The organism is Marinobacter sp. M-5 (genome assembly GCF_032911545.1).
In the GTDB taxonomy this organism is placed as follows: domain Bacteria; phylum Pseudomonadota; class Gammaproteobacteria; order Pseudomonadales; family Oleiphilaceae; genus Marinobacter; species Marinobacter goseongensis.
This window is the reverse complement of record NZ_JAWJEK010000002.1, coordinates 683,409-704,264: the sequence shown is the minus strand read 5'-3', so window position 1 is coordinate 704,264 and position 20,856 is coordinate 683,409. Positions and strand designations below refer to the sequence as shown.

16 protein-coding genes are annotated in these 20,856 nt (G+C 59.9%); 8 read left to right on the top strand and 8 right to left on the bottom strand.

The window, feature by feature from the left end; translation table 11 throughout:
• Positions 1-72: 72 nt before the first annotated feature.
• Positions 73-1,677: an alkyl hydroperoxide reductase subunit F gene (gene ahpF / locus R0125_RS12470; RefSeq protein ID WP_317238386.1), complete on the bottom strand. Its 1,605-nt coding sequence runs from the start codon at positions 1,675-1,677 to the stop codon at positions 73-75.
• Positions 1,678-1,917: 240 nt separating this feature from the next.
• Between ahpF and R0125_RS12465 the strand changes: the two genes are divergently transcribed.
• Positions 1,918-2,649: a DUF3581 domain-containing protein gene (locus R0125_RS12465; protein WP_317238385.1), complete on the top strand. Its 732-nt coding sequence runs from the start codon at positions 1,918-1,920 to the stop codon at positions 2,647-2,649.
• A 40-nt stretch (positions 2,650-2,689) separates the two neighbouring features.
• Here the strand turns inward: R0125_RS12465 and ahpC are convergent, their stop codons facing one another.
• The gene (gene ahpC / locus R0125_RS12460; protein WP_248181876.1) at positions 2,690-3,253 is read right to left on the bottom strand and encodes an alkyl hydroperoxide reductase subunit C; all 564 of its coding nucleotides are present in this window, start codon (positions 3,251-3,253) and stop codon (positions 2,690-2,692) included.
• A 400-nt stretch (positions 3,254-3,653) separates the two neighbouring features.
• Here ahpC and R0125_RS12455 point away from each other — a divergent pair, with 400 nt between their 5' ends.
• A complete protein-coding gene (locus R0125_RS12455; protein ID WP_317238384.1) occupies positions 3,654-4,190 on the top strand; it encodes a PRC-barrel domain-containing protein in 537 nt (178 codons plus the stop codon).
• Positions 4,191-4,248: 58 nt separating this feature from the next.
• A complete protein-coding gene (locus R0125_RS12450; protein ID WP_317238383.1) occupies positions 4,249-6,363 on the top strand; it encodes a PQQ-dependent sugar dehydrogenase in 2,115 nt (704 codons plus the stop codon).
• 47 nt (positions 6,364-6,410) lie between these two features.
• On the opposite strand, the gene R0125_RS12445 is transcribed toward R0125_RS12450, so the two are convergent.
• On the bottom strand, positions 6,411-7,517 hold the full coding sequence (locus R0125_RS12445) for a histone deacetylase (protein WP_248181873.1): 1,107 nt from the start codon (positions 7,515-7,517) through the stop codon (positions 6,411-6,413).
• 333 nt (positions 7,518-7,850) lie between these two features.
• Here R0125_RS12445 and R0125_RS12440 point away from each other — a divergent pair, with 333 nt between their 5' ends.
• Complete coding sequence (locus R0125_RS12440; protein ID WP_248181872.1) at positions 7,851-8,789, top strand: metal-dependent hydrolase; 939 nt, start codon at positions 7,851-7,853, stop codon at positions 8,787-8,789.
• Between the two features lie 51 nt (positions 8,790-8,840).
• Positions 8,841-10,346, top strand: a complete 1,506-nt coding sequence (locus R0125_RS12435; protein ID WP_317238382.1) for an NAD(P)/FAD-dependent oxidoreductase — start codon at positions 8,841-8,843, stop codon at positions 10,344-10,346.
• Here R0125_RS12435 and yghU read toward each other — a convergent pair.
• The 4 genes from yghU to R0125_RS12415 all read right to left on the bottom strand — a co-directional run bounded on the left by yghU (position 10,310) and on the right by R0125_RS12415 (position 14,180).
• Entirely contained in the window at positions 10,310-11,191 is an 882-nt protein-coding gene (gene yghU / locus R0125_RS12430; protein WP_248181870.1) for a glutathione-dependent disulfide-bond oxidoreductase, read from the bottom strand. The genes R0125_RS12435 and yghU overlap by 37 nt on opposite strands.
• Before the next feature lie 47 nt (positions 11,192-11,238).
• Positions 11,239-11,457 carry a hypothetical protein gene (locus R0125_RS12425; protein ID WP_248181869.1) on the bottom strand — a complete coding sequence of 73 codons (219 nt, stop codon included), beginning with the start codon at positions 11,455-11,457 and terminating at the stop codon, positions 11,239-11,241.
• A 44-nt stretch (positions 11,458-11,501) separates the two neighbouring features.
• Positions 11,502-12,218 (bottom strand): ZIP family metal transporter, encoded by a 717-nt coding sequence (locus R0125_RS12420; RefSeq protein ID WP_317238381.1) that lies wholly within the window; start codon positions 12,216-12,218, stop codon positions 11,502-11,504.
• A 141-nt stretch (positions 12,219-12,359) separates the two neighbouring features.
• Positions 12,360-14,180, bottom strand: coding sequence for an ankyrin repeat domain-containing protein (locus R0125_RS12415; protein WP_317238380.1), 1,821 nt, complete (start codon positions 14,178-14,180; stop codon positions 12,360-12,362).
• A gap of 241 nt (positions 14,181-14,421) precedes the next feature.
• On the opposite strand from R0125_RS12415, the gene R0125_RS12410 reads away from it, so the two are divergent.
• Complete coding sequence (locus R0125_RS12410) at positions 14,422-15,024, top strand: GNAT family N-acetyltransferase (protein ID WP_248181867.1); 603 nt, start codon at positions 14,422-14,424, stop codon at positions 15,022-15,024.
• Positions 15,025-15,204: 180 nt separating this feature from the next.
• Complete coding sequence (locus R0125_RS12405; RefSeq protein ID WP_317238379.1) at positions 15,205-17,100, top strand: diguanylate cyclase; 1,896 nt, start codon at positions 15,205-15,207, stop codon at positions 17,098-17,100.
• Positions 17,101-17,217: 117 nt separating this feature from the next.
• On the opposite strand, the gene R0125_RS12400 is transcribed toward R0125_RS12405, so the two are convergent.
• Positions 17,218-18,429 carry an MFS transporter gene (locus R0125_RS12400; protein WP_410797653.1) on the bottom strand — a complete coding sequence of 404 codons (1,212 nt, stop codon included), beginning with the start codon at positions 18,427-18,429 and terminating at the stop codon, positions 17,218-17,220.
• 145 nt (positions 18,430-18,574) lie between these two features.
• Here R0125_RS12400 and ggpS point away from each other — a divergent pair, with 145 nt between their 5' ends.
• A complete protein-coding gene (gene ggpS, locus R0125_RS12395) occupies positions 18,575-20,848 on the top strand; it encodes a glucosylglycerol-phosphate synthase (RefSeq protein WP_317238378.1) in 2,274 nt (757 codons plus the stop codon).
• The last annotated feature ends 8 nt before the right edge of the window (positions 20,849-20,856 follow it).

Here is a 20,856-nt window from a genome sequence, read left to right as displayed (position 1 = left end):
AGGGGATTTCCCGCCGCCATAAAAAAGGCACCGGCGTTACCGGTGCCTGTTTCACAGTCGCGGGACGACGGGTTACGCCGCGGCGCTGTCGCTCTCTCCCTCACTGTCACTGTCGTCTGCGGAGTTCCGGATCAGGAAGTCGAAGGCGCTCAGGGCGGCTTTCGAACCCTCACCCATGGAGATGACAATCTGCTTGTACGGCACGGTGGTGGCGTCGCCAGCCGCGAATACACCCGGCAGGGACGTTTCGCCCCGCTCATTGACGACGATCTCGCCGTGCTGGCTCAGTTCGATGTCGCCCTTCAGCCACTCGGTGTTGGGCACCAGACCGATCTGCACGAACACACCTTCCAGCGCCACATGATGACTCTCATCGGTGTTGCGGTCGGTGTACTGCAGACCGTTCACCTTGCCATTCTCACCGGTGATCTCGGTGGTCTGGCCGGAAGTGATGATCTCCACGTTCTTCAGGCTGCGAAGTTTCTTCTGCAGCACTTCGTCCGCTCGCATCTCCGCGCCGAACTCGATCAGCGTGACATGGCCGACAATACCGGCCAGATCAATGGCCGCTTCTACACCGGAATTGCCACCGCCAATGACCGCCACGCGCTTGCCCTTGAACAGCGGGCCATCACAATGCGGGCAGTATGCCACGCCCTTGTTACGATATTCCTCTTCGCCCGGGACACCCATCTGGCGCCAGCGGGCGCCAGTGGAAAGCACCAGAGTGCGGGCTTTCAGAGACGCACCGTTGGCCAGACGCACCTCGTGCAGACCGCCTTTGCGAGCTGCCGGAATCAGCTTCTCGGCGCGCTGCATGTTCATGATGTCGACGTCGTATTCCTTGACGTTCTGCTCCATGGCGGCAACCAGCTTGGGGCCTTCGGTGTATGGCACCGAAATCAGGTTCTCGATGCCCATGGTGTCAGCGACCTGCCCGCCAAAGCGTTCCGCAGCGATACCGGTGGAGATCCCCTTCCGCGCGGCGTAGATGGCCGCGGCTGAGCCTGCCGGGCCACCGCCGACGACCAACACCTCGAACGCGTCTTTGCCGTTGATCTTCTCGGCTTCACGGGCGTCGGAGTTGGTATCCAGCTTGGCGACGATTTCTTCCATGGTCATCCGGCCCTGGCCGAACGTTGCACCATTCAGATAGACACTCGGCACCGCCATGACTTCACGCTTTTCCACCTCATCCTGGAACAGCGCGCCATCGATGGAGGTGTGCCGGATCTTCGGGTTGAGCACGCTCATCAGGTTCAGCGCCTGCACCACATCCGGGCAGTTCTGGCAGGACAGGGAGAAGTAGGTCTCGAATTCGAACTCACCGTCCAGCGACTGAACCTGCTCGATCACGTCCTGAGTGGCCTTGGACGGATGGCCGCCCACCTGCAGCAGCGCCAGAATCAGCGACGTGAACTCGTGGCCCATGGGGATGCCGGCAAAGCGTACACCGATGTCGGTACCCACACGGTTGATGGCAAAGGACGGGCGGCGTACGTCAGGATCTTCCTCAGTGCGCAGGCTGATCTTGGCGGACATCGGCTCCAGCTCTTCCAGCAGCTCACGCAGCTCCTGGGACTTAGGGCCGTCATCATAGGCGGCCACCAGCTCGATCGGCTGCTGCAGCTTGTCCATGTAGGCTTTGAGTTGTTCCTTGATGCTGGCATCCAACATAGTCGTGCTTCTCCTTTAAGATGCTGAAACGGGACAATAGATTAGATTGAAGCGAAGATACGGGTTGGCAAGCCAATGCTCAAATTAATTGCCCCAAACTGTTTGATAGGGCTTTGCTATGCTGATCCATTGACGACTCCGGGGTCTTGACCAATAGCGAATACCCAACGGCCGCTTGTCAGCGTATCGTGTGCCAGAGACACCGAACCATCACACTCTGGCATCCAGCATAGGCAGCGCATGTTTCTCGATCGTTTCCACTCCGTCCAGAACGGGCGCGTACACATCTCCGCTCCGCAGGCCAGCCAGTTCGCCAAAGAAATTGCGGGGGACTTCAACCCCATTCACGACCCGGATGCCCGCCGCTTCTGCGTGCCCGGCGACCTGCTGTTCGCCATCGTAGTGGCCCGCTTCGGGCTCTCGGAACACATGACCTTCCGTTTCCGCAGCCTGCTGGGTGCCGACGTGCCGCTGCAATTCGTGGACACCGCGAATGGCATAGACGTCTGCGATGACGCCGGCAAGGTCTACATCGAAGTGGCCCGCAGTGGTGCCCGCACCACAGACGAACAACTGATCGAGGACATCACCCGCGCCTACGTGGCGGCCTCCGGTAAAAACTTCCCCCATACCCTGAAACCGTTAATGGAATCGAACGGGGTGATGTTCAATCCCGACCGGCCGATGGTCATGTACGAGAGCATGAGCCTCACCCTCACCAGTCTGGAGCTGCCGTCGCCGGATCTCGAGCTGAGCAACGCCTCCCTGGACGCCGCCGGGAAGCGCGGCAACGTTCTGCTGGAATACCAGCTGATCGCCGGCGGCAACGCCGTGGGTGAAGTCAGCAAACGGCTGGTGCTGAGCGGCCTGCGCCCCTACTGCCCGGAGGCCATGGCCGGTGTGGTCGAAGAGTTCTATCGCCTCAAGGCACGGGGCACGGGGGCTGCACCGGACACAAAAAACCCCGGATAAACCGGGGTTTTCTGCTTCTGAGCTACTCGCAGGGAGTGGCTTAGATCTTGCCAACCAGATCCAGAGACGGCGCCAGAGTGGCTTCGCCTTCTTTCCACTTGGCCGGGCACACTTCGCCCGGATTGTTGCGAACGTACTGAGCCGCTTTCACTTTGCGAAGCAGGTCGTCGGCGTCACGACCGATGCCTTCAGCGGTGATTTCCATCGCCTGGATCACGCCGTCCGGATCGATCAGGAAGGTGGCACGGTCGGCCAGGCCCTGGCCTTCACGCATCACACCGAAGTTGTTGGTGATGGTGCCGGTCTGGTCGCCAACCATGTAATAGTTAATCTTGCCGATGGTCTCGGAGCTGTCGTGCCATGCTTTATGAGTGAAGTGGGTGTCGGTGGACACGGAGAACACTTCAACGCCCAGCTTCTGCAGCTCTTCGTACTTGTCAGCCACGTCGCCCAGCTCGGTCGGGCATACAAACGTGAAGTCGGCCGGGTAGAAGAAAAATACCGCCCACTTACCTTTTACATTTGCTTCGCTGATCTCAACAAACTCACCGCTCTTGAATGCGGTGGCGTTGAACGGCTTGATCTCGCTATTGATGATACCCATGTAAGCTAACTCCTGTTTAATGGATTCAAGGGTTGTTGGAAAGTCGAGTGTAAAGATACGGATTTTCTGTTCGTGGTTTAAATTGATTATTTCCAAACTCGGTATAGGGAACCCCTATCATTGGAAACCTCAGTCAAACAGACCCGAACGATCCTCAGTGCCCCCTACATGCGGGCTGTTTGCGGTAAATCAACCGCTGTGCCGGCCTTTCCCCGCAATCCTCGCCCACAGACGCCTCTCACACCATAACGGCGGTTTGTCACGATTTGACTACAGGATCATTGCCGGAACGTCACTAGGTACTGCTGCTGGCCTTTGTTAGCTTGGAGTTGAGAGCAGGCACCGGACCTGCGCTGTTTCCGGGTCTGTTTCAGGATTCAACCCTTACAGGAGTTCCGATATGCGTACACCTATGATCAAGGCAATGACCGCGTCCCTGCTGGCCGGCAGTCTGGCCCTGAGCACCTCCGCCCACGCCGTTGAGGGTCTGTATTCCGCCGATGAGCTGCTGGATGCGGATGTGTATGACAGCAGCGGCAAAGAAATCGGCGAGGTGGAAGACATTCTGCTCGGCGATGACATGGCCATTCACTCCCTCGTGATCAAGACCGGCGACGTGCTGGGCCTTGGCGGCCGCGATGTGGTGGCTGAACGCGGCAGTTTCACCGTGCGCCTGGAAGCGGACGATGACGGCATCGAGCGCTTCGACGATCTGGACTATCAGATCCACATGGAAGCCGACAGCAACGCGGTGAAAAATCTGCCGGAGTACGACGAAAGCTGGTGGAACCAGACCCGCAGCGGCCTGCGTCAGGCCTGGGAGAACACCAAGAAAACCAGTGAAAGCGCGTGGGAAAATACCAAGGAGGCAACGTCCTCCACCTGGCAAAACTTCAAGGACGGCGCCCGAGACATGAAAGAGCGCACCACCGAGTAACCCTGGCGCCACGCCCTGGATGGGCTATGATTTAAGCTCTGCAGGGAGGACAGAGCTCATGACACGGTGTCTTCTGCTACTCTTCTGCCTGTCCGTCACCGCTTGCGGCGGTGGTTCAGGCAGCGGCTCCGGAAGCACGCTCGGACTCTCCGAGCGACCGGGCAATACGCAATGCCTCGCCTTCGAAGGCTCGGGAGAAGTCCGGCTGAGCGCCGTGGCGCCCTCCCTCAGTTTCAGCCAACCCCTGCTGATGCTCCCCCATCCCGGTCTGGCCGGCATTGTCTATGTGGTGGAACAGGGCGGCGTAATCCACCGAGTCGAACTCGCCGGGCCCAGCCGCACCGAACTGGTGGACCTGTCCGACACCTATACCCTGAGTGACTGCGGCGAGTGCGGGCTGCTGGGCATGGCGTTTGATCCCGAATTCGCCAGAAACGGGTTGCTCTACCTGTCGTTCACCGAGGACACCGGCAGCGGCATGACCTCGGTGGTCGCCCGTTTCGAATCCGCCGACAACGGCAATAGCCTGCGGGTCGACGGCGCCGGCGCCCTGCTGCGCAGTGACTTGCTGCAACAATCCCAGCCTTTTTCCAACCACAACGGCGGCCACATTGTCTTCGGCCCCGACGACCGGCTGTACGTCGCCCTGGGCGACGGCGGCAGCGCCAACGACCCCACCAATCAGGCCCAGGATCTGTCCACACGGCTGGGCAGCATCCTCCGGCTCAATGCCGACGGCAGCCCGGCGGGCAGTGGCATATCGGGTGCTTTGCCGGAGATCTACGCCTACGGCCTGCGCAACCCCTGGCGCTTCAGTTTCGACCGCGCAAGCGATGAGCTGTGGGCCGGCGATGTGGGCCAGAACCGGTTCGAGGAAATCAACCGCATCAGCGCCGGCGGCAACTACGGCTGGCGCTGTTTCGAAGGCTTCGAGCGCACCGACAACAGCTGCGGTGCATCGCCCTCCGGCCCGTTTATCGATCCGATGGCGGCTTACGGTCGCTCCGAGGGCACCTCGGTTACCGGCGGCTACGTCTACCGCGGCAACAACATTCCTGCACTCCAGGGCCATTACCTGTTTGCCGACTTTGGCTCCGGCACACTGTGGGCGCTGGCACCGCAGGGCGACGGCAGTTTTCAGCGCCGCACCCTGCTGGAAACCGGCCGCAACGTGGCCTCCTTTGCCGAGGACACCGCCGGCGAGCTCTATCTGGTGACCTTCTCCGGCCTGTTCCGGATCGATCCGGTGAGCGAGGAAGTCGAGCTGCCCCAGCGGTTGTCCGACACCGGCTGCGTTCAGGCCAGCGCCCCCTGGCAGCCCGCCGACGGGCTGATCCCCTACACCGTGATTGAGCCCTTCTGGTCCGACGGGACCGACAAAACCCGCTACATGGCGCTGCCGGACAACACCCGCATCACCGTGGACAGCAGCGGTGATTTCGCCCTACCCCGGGGCTCGGTGCTGGTGAAGAATTTCCTGCTGGACCAGAGCCTGATTGAAACCCGGCTGTTCCTGCACAACGCCGATGGCAGCTGGTCCGGGTACAGCTACCAATGGGATGACGCCGGCAGCGACGCCGAACTGGTGGAGGGCAGCCAGGACGTGGACGTGGGCGGCCAGGTCTGGCACTACCCGTCAGCCGGTGAGTGCAGCCTGTGCCACACTGCGGCGGCGGGCTTCAGTCTCGGGCTGGAAACCTCACAGCTGAACAGCAATTTCACCTATCCGCAGACCGGGAATACCGCCAATCAGCTGACAACCCTGGCCGGCATTGGCGTGCTGAGCGAACCCATCACCTCGGCCCAGCGCAGCCAGACCCTGAGCCGCAGCACCGACGACAGCGCTACCCTCGGCCAACGGGCGCGCAGCTACCTGCACAGCAACTGCAGTCATTGCCACCGCCCGGGCGGCACCACCCAGAGCACGATGGATCTGCGCTTCGGCACCACGTTGGGGGATACCCGGACCTGCGGCATTTCACCCACCAACACCGATCCGGACCGACCCGGCGCGCAACTGCTGGCACCGGGGGACGCCGACAATTCGCTGCTATACCTGAGAATGCTTGCCGAAGGGTCATTCCGCATGCCGCCCATCAGCATCCTGCAGCCGGACACCGTGGGTGCCCAACTGATCGCAGACTGGATCAATCAGCTGGCCAGCTGCAACTGAGTCCTGCCGGCGGCGCTTTGGTCAGTCGCGTTCCGCAGTGGCCAGGCCTAGACCGGGTTGTCGTCGGTAAACGCGCCCCGGTGATACTCGATGGCAGCCTCAACTTCCTCGATGCCACACACCCGGGGGTCCGGCACCGAGCCGCCGGCCAGCATCTCCAGCACCGAATGCACGCCACGGGCCAGTGATTCCGTGTTGTAGCCACCCTCCAGAACGCACACCAGCCGCCCATCGCAGTGCTTCCTGGCCACCGCCTGCATCACGCTGGCCATGGCGGCGAAACCTTCGTAACTGACGTTCATGGCGAGATCGAACCAGTGCGCATCAAAACCGGCGGACACCAGAACCAGATCCGGTTTGAAATAGTCTGCTGCCGGCACCACGATCTCCTGCATCGCCTTGAAGTAGGCCACATCGCCGGCGCCGCCCGGCAGCGGCACGTTCACGGTGGTGCCCTCACCGCGCCCGGCACCCACCTCCGGTAACGAACCGGTACCGGGGTAGAAGGGCGCGGCGCGGTGGAGATCGATGAACAGGACATCGGGATCCGCCCAGAAAATGTCCTGGGTACCGTTGCCGTGGTGAACGTCCCAATCGAGAATCATCACCCGCTCACATCCCAGTGCCGCCTGAGCGTGGGCGGCCGCCACCGCCACGTTATTGAACAGGCAGAACCCCCGGGCCCGGGCCGGCTCGGCATGATGACCCGGTGGACGAACCACCGCGAAGGCGCTCTCCGTCTGGCCGGCCATCACCGCTTCCACCGCGGCAATGGCGGTACCGGCGGCGACCTCTGCCGCCTCCACGCTGCCGGGCGACACCGCTGTGGTGTCCACATCCAGCCAGGCACTTTCATCCCGCAGGGAAAAGATATCGTCGAGGAACGACATGGTGTGGACGCGCGCCAGTTGCTCCCGCGTTGCCGCTTGCCCGGGCGCGAAAGCCAGCCCGGCAATGGGTTCCTGCTCCAGCAGTTTCATGATGGCCTCGATGCGGCCCGGGTGCTCCGGGTACTTCCACTGCACGTTGAGGCCCGACAGGATGGTGCGTATGCGCTTGTCCAGCCGTCCCGGCAAGAACGCCGCATTTGCATCCGGAAAATGCTTCAAGACCCGGTCATCGTAAAACACGGTGATCCCTTTCCGTTCCGCCACAAAATCCCCCGTATTTCCGGTTTTTTTGCCCGCTGCACAGGACCCGGCATTCAATTCAGGGCCCTGTGCAAAGCATAGTCACAAATGCCGAAAACACCTCCCTCTGACGGGCGATGCTCCCCAACCTGGCCAGAAAGACGACCAATAATCCGAACAAGCATTCGATTTTTGGCGGTATCCGGCCGATGCAACGCAGTGACCGGCCGCCAACGCCGCCCCTTGCGGGTGTGCAGGTTCCGAATTGAACCCGAACAATCCATCGCCTTACTCTTAACCTCACACATTTTTTAAGCCGGGCTTGCACCTGTAACCCCGGCACCCGAGGAAATCACGATGAGCACCGCCACCGCAGAGACACTTGAATTCGCGGCCACTCCGGCACAAACCCGCGAAACCGACGTCCCGATCCGGCACATGAAATTCGATTTCGACGCCAAGGACGCCGACCCCAATTTTTACGTCAATACGGAGCTGGCTTCCGCCTACTTCGAGGCCTTGTCGATCTTTCTCACCTACGGCGAGGACCTGGTGATCGAAACGGCTCGTTACCATCGGGATTTCCTGACCGATCCGGTGCTGAAACAGCGGGTCACCTCCCTGATCGGGCAGGAAGCGCTGCACTCCAAGGTGCATGAGGAATGGAACGAGGTCTTGAAGGAACACCGCTTCCCGGTCACCTTCTACCGCTTTCTGGCCCGCAACGTGTTCAACTATGGCTTCCGACGCTTTCCGCAGCCGTTGCAGCTTTCGCTGATGGCCGGCATCGAGCACTTCACCGCCGTGCTGGCGGAATTCATGATGAAGCACGAGGAGAACTTCTTTCACAGCGAAGATGAAAAGCAGCGCGGGCTGTGGATGTGGCACATGCTGGAAGAGTCCGAGCACAAGGACATTGCCTACGACGTATTCCAGCAACTTTCCGGTAATTACGCGTTGCGCGTCAGCGGCTTCGCGCTGGCATTGATCACCATCTGGTTTCTGGTTCCGCTCGGCGGCGTGCTGATCCCGTTCATCCGCAAACCCAGCAACCTCATCAGCCTGCGTTTCTGGAAAGACGCCAAACGCAGCCTGGGTCTGATGATCGGTCGCGGTGATGGCGTTTACGGCAGTACCCTTGGCCACGTGTTCGATTACCTGCGCCCGGACTTTCACCCCAATGACCACGACACCTCGGAATACCTGGCCTACTACAAGGAACGCCTGCTCAATCCCGAGACCGGCCTGCTGGCCCCTTACCTGCTGAAGCAAATTGTCCCGCCGGTGCGGGCGTAGTCGGGTAAGGCCGTCCTTTCACATCACAGCATTCACTAACGGTTACGATTCATGGCAACTCCGAATATGAACGCCGCCGCCAACGCGGAACACATTTACGACACGTTTATCGTGGGCGCCGGCATTTCCGGCCTGGCCACCGCCATCAAACTGAAGAAAACCGGCTATCACAACTTCAAGATCATCGAGAAGGCCAGCCGAGTCGGAGGCACCTGGCGGGAGAACACGTACCCCGGCTGCGGTTGTGATGTGCCCTCATCGCTGTACTCCTATTCTTTTGCCCCCAGCAGTCGGTGGAGCAACTTGTTTGCCAAGCAGCCGGAAATTCTGGATTACCTGGAAAAGGTCAGCGACCAGTTCGGTATTAACCCGCTCATTGAGTTTGACAACGAGCTCGAACGCGCCGCCTGGGACAATGAACACCAACTCTGGCGACTGGACACCAGCAGCGGCCAGTACCTCTCCCGCACCGTGGTGTTCGCCACCGGCCCGATCACCGAATCAAAGATCCCGCCGATTCCGGGCCTGGATTCGTTCACCGGCGAGATGTTCCATTCCGCACGCTGGAACCATGACTACGACCTGACCGGCAAGCGCGTAGCCGTCATCGGTACCGGCGCCTCAGCCATCCAGTTCGTGCCCCGCATCCAGCCCAAAGCGGGCGAACTTCACGTGTTCCAGCGCACCGCCCCATGGGTACTGCCCAAGCCCGATATGGTGCTGGGCGACAACGGCAAGCGGGTAATCGATCGCTTTCCGGTGATCCAGAGCACCTGGCGCAAGGCCGTCGCGAGCTCACTGAACGTGATTAATTTCGGCCTGCGCAACCCGGCGTTCCTCAAACCGGTCAATGTGGCCGCCAGACAGCTGCTGAAACTGCAGATTCGGGATCCGCAATTGCGCAAGGCGGTGACCCCGAACTACGACATCGGCTGCAAACGCCTGCTGTTCGCCAACGACTATTACGAGGCGCTGCAGGCAGCCAACACCACACTGATTCCCAGCGGGCTGGTGAAGGTGGAAGGCAACACGGTGATTGCCGCCAATGGCGAACGTCGGGAAGTGGATGTGATCATCTGGGGCACCGGCTTTGACGTGTCGCACCCGCCCATTGGCAACAAGGTGTTCAACGCCAATGGTGAACGCTGGGCTGACCTGTGGAAAGACAGCTCGCCGGAGGCCTATCTGGGCACCACGCTTGCAAACTCGCCGAACGCGTTCCTGATTCTGGGGCCCAACGTGCTGGTGTACGACTCATTTATCCGCCTGGCGGAGGCGCAGCTCGACTACATCATCGACGGCCTGTGGAAAATCCGCGAAAAGGGCATCAGCCGGCTGACGGTCAAGCCGTCGGTACTGAAGCAGCACAATGAGCGGGTGCAGAAAAACCTGCAGACCACCGTGTTCAATGCCGGCGGCTGCAGCAGCTACTACCTCGACCAGAACGGCCGCAATTTCGCCGCCTGGCCCTGGTCACTGAGCGCCCTCAAGCGCCGCCTGAACGCGTTCCGGCTCAAGGATTACGAGGTGGAATTCGCCGCGCCCAACTTGTCCTGAGTGCGCAGCTCGAAATCGCTGGCGTCATGCCGCTCATGCAGCTGGCTTGACGGCTCACCCCACGCCCGGTTGACCATACGGCCCCGCTGCACGGCCGGGCGTTTGGCCAGCTCGTCGGTCCAGCGGATCACGTTGGTGTAGGTGTGGGCTTCCAGGAACTCGGCTGCTTCGTAGACCTTGTTCTTGACCAGCGCACCGTACCAGGGCCAGATCGCCATATCGGCAATGGTGTATTCATCTCCGGCAATGTACGGGTGGTCCGCCAGCTGGCGATCCAACACATCAAGCTGACGCTTCACTTCCATGGTGTAGCGGTTGATCGGGTATTCGTACTTCTCGGGCGCGTAGGCGTAAAAGTGGCCAAACCCGCCCCCCAGCATCGGCGCGCTGCCCATCTGCCAGAACAGCCAGTTCAGGCACTCGGCGCGGCCGGCCGGATCTTTGGGCAGGAAGGCGCCGAATTTCTCGGCCAGATACAGCAGAATCGAACCGGACTCGAACAACCGGATCGGCGGATTGGTGCTGTAGTCCATCATTGCCGGAATCTTGGAGTTCGGGTTCACACCCACAAAGCCACTGCCAAACTGATCGCCCTCGGTAATACGCACCAGGTAAGCATCGTACTCGGCGCCTGCAAACCCCATCTCCAGCAGCTCTTCCAGCATCACCGTAACCTTCACCCCGTTGGGCGTGGCGAGGGAATACAGCTGCAACGGATGCTTGCCAACCGGCAGCTCCTGGTCGTGGGTAGGCCCGGCGATGGGGCGGTTGATATTGGCAAAGGCCCCGCCGCTGGCGGCGTCCCATTTCCAGACTTTCGGTGGGGTGTAGGTGTGATCGGCCATAAAGAGTCCTGTCTGGTCAGATTGGGTGGATGATCGCGTTATACCCGTTACGAGGGGTCCTCACGACCCTTGTCGAGATCGTCTTTGGTTATCAAGACAACAACATACAACAGTCCAAAGACAGGAACGATGGAAAACACGAAACCGATCACCCCCGCCAGTATCGGGTTTGTGACTTTGCGACGGCCCAGGAAATAGCTCACCAGCCCCACAACGACCGCAAAAACAAGCATCAACTGACCCACAACCACCAGATCAAAATTCATATCAGCGTTTCTCTTTTAGTATGTATCGAACTCTGCGCATCGGGTTACGCCCCAACCGCCATATGACCCAGAACACCCAGCAAGAACCCGGCAACAGCGCCCAACGGCGGTGCCCAGTGGTTCTTCAGCCTGGACTGCGGTGCAATGTCCTCAAAGACGATGTACAGGATACCACCTGCAGCAAACAACATGATTCCGGAAACAATTTGCGGGTATCCGGACAGCACAAAGTAACCCGTAACGCCTGCGATGGGTCCCAACCCGGCCATAAGCGTAAACGCGCCAACGATCTGCCGCCGGCTGAACCCCGTGGACGCTGTAATTTCTCTGAAGGCATTGAAACCTTCCGGCAAGTTCTGCAATGCAATGATACCGGCAAGCAGTAGCCCGGCTTCTGCAGAGACCGTGAAGGTGGCACCCAGCGCCAGGGCCTCTGGCACAAAATCGGACAACATGGCGGTCAGTTGGCTGAAGGGTGTCTTGTTGGCCGCCAAACGGATATCGAGCACCATGAACAGGCCGCCGCCGCCCGCGAAACAGGCGGCCACCAGCAGTGGGGACAGATCACTCACGCCTTTCGGGACCAGAACCAGCGCCACGGCAGACAACAGGGCGCCGCCGCCAAAGGCAACCACACCGTGGCGCACTTCCGTTTCCAGCCAGCGCGGGCTGATTCGCTCTACCGCCGCAAGCGACGCTCCGATGGGCATCGCAAGCCCGGCGATCAAGGTGAGTATAACGATTTGAGTCAGATCACTCATGAGTGTCTACCTCACTCCGCAACGATGACGAACGACAGCGGCAATGGTGTGTCCGGTTGGACCGGTTCACGAAAGCACGCAAGGCTGTGAGCACCTTGCTTCGTGCAGGTTTTGATCGCTGACGGATTAACTCTGCTGGACCTATTGACGGTAGCGTGGCACGCCATGAGGACCTCTCAACGCAAGCCCATTAGCGTCCATGTAATGATTCAGGGTTTTGGTGCGACCATCGGCCAACATCACCAGCAGGACACGTGCAGAATGACGGTTACCGTACATGTCCTCCACGCTGCGAATCAGCGGCTGGCCCTGTTCATTGAGCATTGGCGCCCACTCTACGCCCCGGTATACCTCCTTCCAATCTGCGCTCATACTCTGCCCGTCGAGTTCGTGGGTGCAACCAGAACAGGCGCGCGTCAGCAGCTGCACGCTGCCGTCCGCATTAAGGCTGTAGCGAAAATCAGCGACGGCAGGGTCGCGATGGGTGTTGGCATAGACACCGGCATAGTAGGCGCGCTGTCCCTTGCTCACAGGGAGGATCTGCGTCTGACCGTCGCCAGCAGAGACGATGAAACTGTCCGGTTGCGCACGCCCGCCAGCGCTGACTGCGGCTTGGCTGGCGGCCGGTGGTGGCGATGAATAGGTCGGCTGATTAGCCGTTTCGCTTGATAGGTGCCGTGCGTAGACGTCGGCCGTAGCGCTACCCTGATTGGCTGCCTGAAAACGATCGGCGGCAAAGCTCTGCGTGCTTACGGTCTCGTTCTGGATATCGCGGGCCAGTGACGCCCCCAGGTCTACAGCGGCGGCCTCCGACATGCCTTGACTGAAACCAACCGCCGAAGCGGCCAGGCCACCGAATAACGAGGCGGCAAAGTTGTCTTTGGGTTCGACGGTGGCCACAGGGGGCGCGAGCCGCGGCTTGGGTGCATCCTTAATGAAGCGGCCTCCCGCCCGTGCCACGACTGCCTGAAATTCGTAATGATGCTCATCACCCGGCTTCATGTTCGCCGCCGAGGTGTCCATCGCCGTTCTTCCCGTCGGGCTTTGGTAATGCACATCCGCGCCAGCGGCGATCAACACCCTGGCGGCCTCTGCATTGCCTGCGACCCCGGCGGCCGCCAGTGGCGAGTAGGCACGCTTTGCAGTGGGGGTGTTGGGGTTGGCGCCCGCTTCCAACAACAGTTGCAGTATACGTGCAACGTCCTTGCTCGTACTGCGCGCGGCGGTATGAAGCAGAGTTTCGCCTTCTTCGCCTATTCGCACACCCCGAATTTCGGCGCCCTTGGCTAACAGTATCTTCGTCGCGTTGTGGCTGGAATTCCAGGCGGCAAAGGCAAGGGCTGTCGCGCCATTCGAGGCAGTGATGTCGGGATTTGCACCTCGCGCCAGCAGCAACTCGATCAGCGGGCCGTCATCCCTGCTAGCCGCGATCATCAACGGCGTTAAGCCGGTTCGTGGATGAGGCTGATCGATAGGCCAACCCTCGTCCAACGCCCACTCCACAGCTTGGCGACGATTGTTAAAACTTGCAGGATCCGCTGAAGAAGGTCTGTCAAACAGCGAGGGTCCCACCAGAATATGAAGGACCGGCTGAACACCAGGTTGTTCTCCGCGATCAAGCAGGAACTGCATGGCTGGGATGTTGCGGTGCTTCGCCGCCACCTCCATGGCCGAATCCCAGCGACCCTCATCCTCATGTTGGTACACCCGGTCGGTGGGGGCACCTCGCTCCACCATCAGGCGAAAAGACTCAATGCTAAAGTTCTGGCCGCCGGGGAGAATGGCGAGATACAGTGGGTAGTAGATGTCTCCGGGCTCAAAAAGATGCATTGAGCGAGGGTCTTTGCGTGTGATCTGGTCTACCTTTGCATGATCCCTGTAGAGGAGCGCCTCGGTAAGAGGAGGTAGAGAATTACAGGCACTCAAAGAGAAAACCATTAACAGCAGTGCAACAACACGCATCTTATGTTTCCTCAAGTTTTAACTGCTGACCAAGCGCACAATCAAGAGCACTGAAGAGGTCGAAACCGGCGCGGTGATCAGGAATGGCGTTCAGCATTCCGACGGCAACACCTCTCACCCCACGGGTTCCTGCCTCAAGAATATACGCAAAAATAATGAAAAGCACGACCGTGCCGGATGCCGATGGAGACCCGGCACGACAATGAGCAACACAGATCAACACCAGACAAAAAGGCAACGAATGACACCCGATCACCTGCGCACCCTGGTTGTTACCGGCAGTGACTTTTCTCCCTGGCTCGCGGCCGTAGCCGAACTGCGCATTCGGGTGTTTCGCGACTTCCCTTACCTCTACGACGGCTCGCTGGCGTACGAACGCCGTTATCTGCAGACCTATGTGGACTCCGAGACCTCGGTTTGCGTGTTGGCGTTGGACGGCGACCGGGTCATCGGTGCCTCTACGGGCCTGGCCATGACCGACGAAACCGAGGAATTCCGCCAGCCGCTGGTGGAGGCGGGGCTGGATACCGGGTCGGTGTTTTACTGCGCCGAGTCTGTGCTACTCCCGGATTACCGCGGCCATGGCCTGTATCGGACTTTCTTTGAAGAGCGGGAAGCCCGTGCCCGCCAGCTGGGCAAAACCCTCAGCGTATTCTGCGCGGTCCAGCGGCCGGACAAACACCCAATGAAGCCGACCGACTACCAGCCCCTCGGTCCGGTCTGGCAGCGCTTCGGTTATCAGCCCATGCCAGAGGTTCACGCGGCCTTTCCGTGGAAAGACATCGATCAGTCTGTGGAGACGGAGAAATCGCTGATGTTTTATCGGAAGGAGCTGAACTGCTGAGAGCGCCAGCCAATGGTGTAAACGATGCTTGCATGTATCCCAATATTCAGCTTACTTTAATTACGAAGGCCCCGGAGAATTCTTTACCGGCTCCTTGGATAGCCGGAGAAAATAGTTCGGAGCAACATAAGGGCCATTTTCGAGATCCGGAGACATCACACATGAGCGAAGGAGACGCCCATGGTCGTGTCGTTACTGGCCTATCTCGGTGTTGGCCTGCTCTATTACATTTCCGCACTGATCGGTGTGCACTTTCTCAGCCTGCCCTCAGGGGTCGTCGTTTTTTGGCCGCCTAATGCGGTATTACTGGCTGCATTCCTGACCCTGTCCTGGCGACACTGGCCAGGGCTCGCCATTATCGTGATACTGGCCGAAGTGCTGGCCGACCAATCCGTCTTCCCGGTTCACGCGGCCGTGCTTTTCGGGCTCGTCAACGTGGCTGAATGCGCCATAGCTGCGCTGCTTCTGCAGCGGTTCAGCCCCAGTGAGCGCAGCCATCCGGACTGGGCCGAGCCGCGTGCGTTGGCGCTGTTCATTCTCATCACATTTTTCGTTGCTTCCCCCATTGCCGCTCTGGCCGGCGCCTTCATCTATACCTCTGTCCTGCTTGATCCTTTGCCCTTTCTGGTGTTCTGGCGTATCTGGTGGTTCGGAGATGCAACTGGCCTGGTCGCGCTGACCCCCATCCTGCACATGATGTTCAATTACCGGGCTTACTGGCCCGATGCCCTGTATCGGTCGGCCGGCGGCATCGAGTGGGCAGGCTTGGTGATTACCGCGCTCTTCACCAGTTTTTTCGTGTTTTCGTTGGGTATCAGTGACGGGGATATGCTTGTCCTGTCGCCTTTGTTGGTGATGGTGGCGCCATTCTGGGCTGCGGTGCGCCAGGGGCCGATGCCCGCATCCGCTCTTACCGCAGCGGTTGTGCTCTATGGGGCGATCACTACCGCTCAAGGCCAAAGCCCTTTTTTAGCAGGCGCCCCGGAATCCGCCGCCATTCTGCTGCAAGAGGAGATAATGCTGTTTACCGTGATCGTGCTCTTCATCGCCGCCTTTGTGACCCAGATCCGCCGAAAAAGCGGTAGCCTGCATCTGTATAAAAGCGCCCTGGAAGCCACCAGTGAAGGCGTGCTGATCACCGAGGCCGGAGACGATCAGCCGATCATCTACTGCAACCAGGGTTTTATCGACATGACCGGCTATAAAAAAGAGGACATCCTTGGTCGTAACTGCCGGTTCCTGAACGGTGTTGAACACGATCAGCCCGAGGTCAGGAGAATCAGAGAGGCGATTCTGCGGGAGGAGCCGATCCGCATCACCGTGCGCAATTTTCGCAAGGACGGCACACTGTTCTGGAACAACCTCATCATCAATCCCATTCGTGATCGGCGGGGAAAAACTTCGCATTTTGTCCGGATCGTCAGAGATATCTCTCGGGAAATTGAACAGCAACGTCAACTGGAGAGCCTGCTCGCTAAGCTACGGGATGCCAATGAAACCCTCGAAAACAAAGTGTCCCTTCGCACCAGCGAGTTGGAGGAAGCCAACCATATGCTTGAACGCCTGGCCCTGACCGATGAGCTGACCGGTGTACACAATCGCCGCAACCTGATCAGCCGGGGCCATCTGGAAGTACTGCGCTGCAGCCGCTCGGGAAGCACCTTTTCCATCATGCTGCTCGACATCGATCACTTTAAGCAGCTCAACGATCAATATGGCCACGAAGCCGGGGACCTCATCCTCCAGGCCTTTGCCAAAGCGGTTCAGCAGACCATTCGCAAGGCGGACAGTTTTGGCCGCTGGGGTGGTGAAGAGTTCATGATCCTTGTCTACGACTCTGCGCAGATCGACTTGCGGGTCATGGGCGAGAAAATACTGAAAAGCATCGCAGAATGCCGGGTACTCTACAAAGGGCAGGCGCTGCGGGTCACGGCCTCTATGGGCATCGCCACCTGGCAGAACGGCAGTTTCGACCAGACGGTCTCAATGGCGGACAAGGCCATGTACCAGGCCAAGAATTCGGGGCGAAACCGGTTGGTCGTTTACCAGGACCAGCGCAAGATAAAACGACAATAAACCATACCACCGATTCGCGGCAGCGTGGCAGGTGATGGACGGCGACTGGGTCATCGGTGCCCCCACGGGTCTGGCCATGACCGAGGAAACCGAGGAAGTCCGGACCAACGCACGTTTCTATCGCTCGATCATTTCAACGATCTCATGGGAGGTCTGCGCCATCGGCTCAAAATGCGCTTGCTCACCGGCGGTGAGCACGGAGACATGACGCACCTGATAGATCGCATAGAGGGTGAGCACGCCCAGAATACCCGCCATGTACAGGGGCATGCCCTGAGGCCCCACCAGATTCATGATGACACCCACGATCAAAGGCGCCAGAGCAGCGCCTGCACCGTGCAGAACCAGCATGTCGGTCGAACCGGAAACCACCTCATCGGGGTGCAGCTGGTCGAGTAGCTGCGCCACGCCCAACGGGTAGAGCGAAAACGACAGCCCACCCCACAGAAAGAACACCGTCATCAGTGACCCGTTGCTCCAGGCAAACGGCATCATCAGGCACATGACGGCCGCCAGCGCGGCCACAACGATCAGCACTTTCCGGCGGTCCTGGGTATCCGAAAACCGGCCGATCGGGATCTGCAGCAGCGCACCGCCCACAATGGTCAGGCTCATCAACAGGCCCACCTCAGACAACCCGAATCCGAGCTTGCTGGCGTACAACGGGGCCATCCCCCAGAACGCACCCATCGCCAGGCCAGAGAGAGCCGAGGTAGCCACGGCCAGCGGCGCAAAGCCGATAATTTTTTTCAGGCTGCTCCTGGCACGCTCCGGAATGTGGGGCTGGCTGCGACTGCTGATGGTGATAGGCAGCAACGCCCAGCAACTGAGGACGGCCGACACCGAAAACAGCACGAACAGCTCACCCGGGCTCAGCCTGAGGAGCTGCTGCGCCAGAGCAATGCCGCCAAGATTGACCACCATGTAAATGGCGAACACCCGCCCGCGCTCGTGCTTCTCAGCGCGGGTATTAAGCCAGCTCTCCGTCACTGTCATCAGGGTGACCAACGACAGTCCGTAAATGAAGCGGAGCACCAACCACACCCAGGGATCGACCCACAGGGAATGCAGCAGCGCGATGGAGGCACACAGGGCCGCACAGAACGCAAAGGTGCGAATGTGCCCCATCCGCCGGATCAGGCGACCGCTGACAAAGATGCCGCAGGCAAAACCGACAAAAAACCCGGACATGATGACGCCGATACGGGCCGTGGAGAACCCCTGCTCGTTCGCCGTGACGGCCAACAAGGTGTTGAGCAGGCCGCTACCGAGCTGTAATAGCGCGACGCTGACGAGAATTGCACCAATAGGGCGCATGAGTGACCAGATACACACCTCCTGGGAATGGCCTTTGCGGCGGGATACCCGGTTGTCTTGCAATCGCTGCGCCATGGGGAGCCCCGATCAAACGGATTCCGGTATGAAAGGTGCAGAGAACTCCTGACATGAGTGAAAGCCTTCATAGGAGCAAACCATGTTATTGGCCACCGACCTCGATGGTACTTTTCTCGCGGGCGACCCCGAAAACCGCCTCAAACTCTACCGACTGATCGTCGCCCACCCCGAAATCGATCTGGTGTTTGTGACCGGTCGCGGACTGGAATCGGTGCTGCCGCTGCTGTCCGACCCAACGATTCCGCAACCGGACTACATCATCTGTGACGTCGGTTGCACGGTGGTCAACGGCCACTCGCAGCAGGCGATTCAGCCCTTGCAAGGCGAAATTGACGATCTCTGGCCCGGCGAGCAGATGATTGAAGATGTGCTGCAGTCGTTTGACGGTCTGCAGCGACAGGAAGTCCCGCAGGAGCGCCGGGTGTCGTATTTCTGCGCGAGCGATGTGGTCACCGATGAGATGATCGCCCGGGTCGAGGCCCTGTCCTGCAATGTGTTGTTCTCCGGCGGCAAGTACCTGGACATTCTGCCGCGGGGCGTGAACAAGGGGCGCACCCTGTCTCGCCTGGTGGAGCATCTGGACGTAGACCCGGAATCCGTGCTGGTCGCAGGCGATACTCTGAACGACCTGTCGATGTACGAGTACGGTTTCAAAGGCGTCTGCGTGGGGGAATCCGAGTCCGCGCTGCTGCAGGCCACCGAGCAGAAGGCACGGGTGCTGCATGCCGACGCGACCGGCTGTGGCGGCATCCTCGAAGCCTTCGAACACTTCGGCTATCTCGGCCATCTGGGCATTGAAGCGGAAGCGCCGGACGCCATGAACTCCGGCAAATCCGACCTGGTGATTGTTTACCACCGCCTGCCCTACGAAGAAGTGGTCGAAAACGGCGAGCTGATCCGCCGGCGCCCCAAGTCACCCAATGGCATCATTCCCACACTGTTGAGCTTCTTTGCCGACGGCAAGGCCGGGTCCTGGGTAGCCTGGTCGATTGACGACCCTGACCTTGGCCCCTTTCAGACCCACACCGAAGTCGATACCGACCGCTATGAACAACTGGTCGCGGCACGGGTGCCACTGAGCAAAGACGACGTCGACATTTTCTACAAGCGGTTCTCCAAAGAGGCGTTCTGGCCCACCCTGCACACCTTCTGGGAACGGGCCACCTTCCGCGATGATCACTGGCAGGTGTTCCTCAAGGTGAACAAGCGGTTTGCCGAGCGCACGGCCGAGGAAGCGGCGGAAAACGCGGTGGTCTGGATTCACGACTATAACCTCTGGATGGTCCCGGCGTATCTGCGCGAGATGCGCCCGGACCTCACCATCGCCTTTTTCCATCACACCTATTTTCCCTCGGCGGACGTGTTCAACGTGCTGCCCTGGCGCCGGGAAATCGTTGGCAGCCTGTTGCAGTGCGATCATATCGGCTTCCATATTCCGCGGCAGGCGGAAAACTTTGTTGATGTGGCTCGCGGTGTCACGCCCCTGGAAGTCACCGAAAAAGCAGGCTGTGCGCCACGGTTTCTGACCTACGGCTGTGCTGTGGGCCTTGATGAGATGAGCACCGAGATCAAGGTGAATGACCGCAAGATCGGGCTTGGCGCTCACCCGGTGGGGCTGGACCTGAACCGGGTGCGACAGGCCCTGACGCAACAGAGTGTGATTGACCGCATGGAAACCCTGCGTGAGGAGCTGATGGACGTGCGGCTGATTCTGTCGGTCGAGCGCCTGGACTTCACCAAAGGCATCATCGAGAAACTGGATGCGTACGAGCGCATGCTCAACGAGCACCCGGAGCTGGAAACCAAGGTCACCCTGATGATGGTCTGCGTGCCGGCGGCCGCCGGGATGACCATCTACGAAGAACTGCTGTCGCAGATCGAGCAAACCGTCGGTCGCATCAACGGCCAGTTCGCACAAGTAGGCTGGACCCCGGTGCAGTTCTTCTTCCGCGCGCTGCCGTTCGAGGAGCTGGTGTCTTACTACACCATGGCGGACGTGATGTGGATTACCCCGCTGCGGGACGGCCTGAACCTGGTGGCCAAGGAATACATCGCCACCCAGGGCCTGACCAATGGCAGCGGCCGGCTGGTGCTGTCGGAATTCGCCGGCGCCGCCGCCGAACTGCGCGGTGCCATTCTGGCCAACCCCCATCACCCCCAGGACCTGGCGGACACGTGCTACTACGCCCTGGCGATGAGCCGCAGCGAAGCGCAGAACCGGCTCAGCGAGGCCTTCGAAGTGGTCAGCCGTTATGACATCGATTACTGGGGGCGGGAATTCATCAACACGGCCGAACAACGACGCGCCACCAAACTGGGAAAAATTCTGCCCATTGGTCATTGCGCCGCCTGAACCGAGGA

What these genes read in the sequence shown, in the direction of transcription:
- yghU (WP_248181870.1), bottom strand. Translation starts at nt 11,191, where the DNA reads ATGGCCGATCACACCTACACCCCACCGAAAGTCTGGAAATGGGACGCC.
- R0125_RS12440 (WP_248181872.1), top strand. Translation starts at nt 7,851, where the DNA reads ATGAGCACCGCCACCGCAGAGACACTTGAATTCGCGGCCACTCCGGCA.
- R0125_RS12450 (WP_317238383.1), top strand. Translation starts at nt 4,249, where the DNA reads ATGACACGGTGTCTTCTGCTACTCTTCTGCCTGTCCGTCACCGCTTGC.
- R0125_RS12420 (WP_317238381.1), bottom strand. Translation starts at nt 12,218, where the DNA reads ATGAGTGATCTGACTCAAATCGTTATACTCACCTTGATCGCCGGGCTT.
- R0125_RS12410 (WP_248181867.1), top strand. Translation starts at nt 14,422, where the DNA reads ATGACACCCGATCACCTGCGCACCCTGGTTGTTACCGGCAGTGACTTT.
- R0125_RS12455 (WP_317238384.1), top strand. Translation starts at nt 3,654, where the DNA reads ATGCGTACACCTATGATCAAGGCAATGACCGCGTCCCTGCTGGCCGGC.
- ahpC (WP_248181876.1), bottom strand. Translation starts at nt 3,253, where the DNA reads ATGGGTATCATCAATAGCGAGATCAAGCCGTTCAACGCCACCGCATTC.
- R0125_RS12405 (WP_317238379.1), top strand. Translation starts at nt 15,205, where the DNA reads ATGGTCGTGTCGTTACTGGCCTATCTCGGTGTTGGCCTGCTCTATTAC.
- R0125_RS12435 (WP_317238382.1), top strand. Translation starts at nt 8,841, where the DNA reads ATGGCAACTCCGAATATGAACGCCGCCGCCAACGCGGAACACATTTAC.
- ahpF (WP_317238386.1), bottom strand. Translation starts at nt 1,677, where the DNA reads ATGTTGGATGCCAGCATCAAGGAACAACTCAAAGCCTACATGGACAAG.
- R0125_RS12465 (WP_317238385.1), top strand. Translation starts at nt 1,918, where the DNA reads ATGTTTCTCGATCGTTTCCACTCCGTCCAGAACGGGCGCGTACACATC.
- R0125_RS12425 (WP_248181869.1), bottom strand. Translation starts at nt 11,457, where the DNA reads ATGAATTTTGATCTGGTGGTTGTGGGTCAGTTGATGCTTGTTTTTGCG.
- R0125_RS12415 (WP_317238380.1), bottom strand. Translation starts at nt 14,180, where the DNA reads ATGCGTGTTGTTGCACTGCTGTTAATGGTTTTCTCTTTGAGTGCCTGT.
- ggpS (WP_317238378.1), top strand. Translation starts at nt 18,575, where the DNA reads ATGTTATTGGCCACCGACCTCGATGGTACTTTTCTCGCGGGCGACCCC.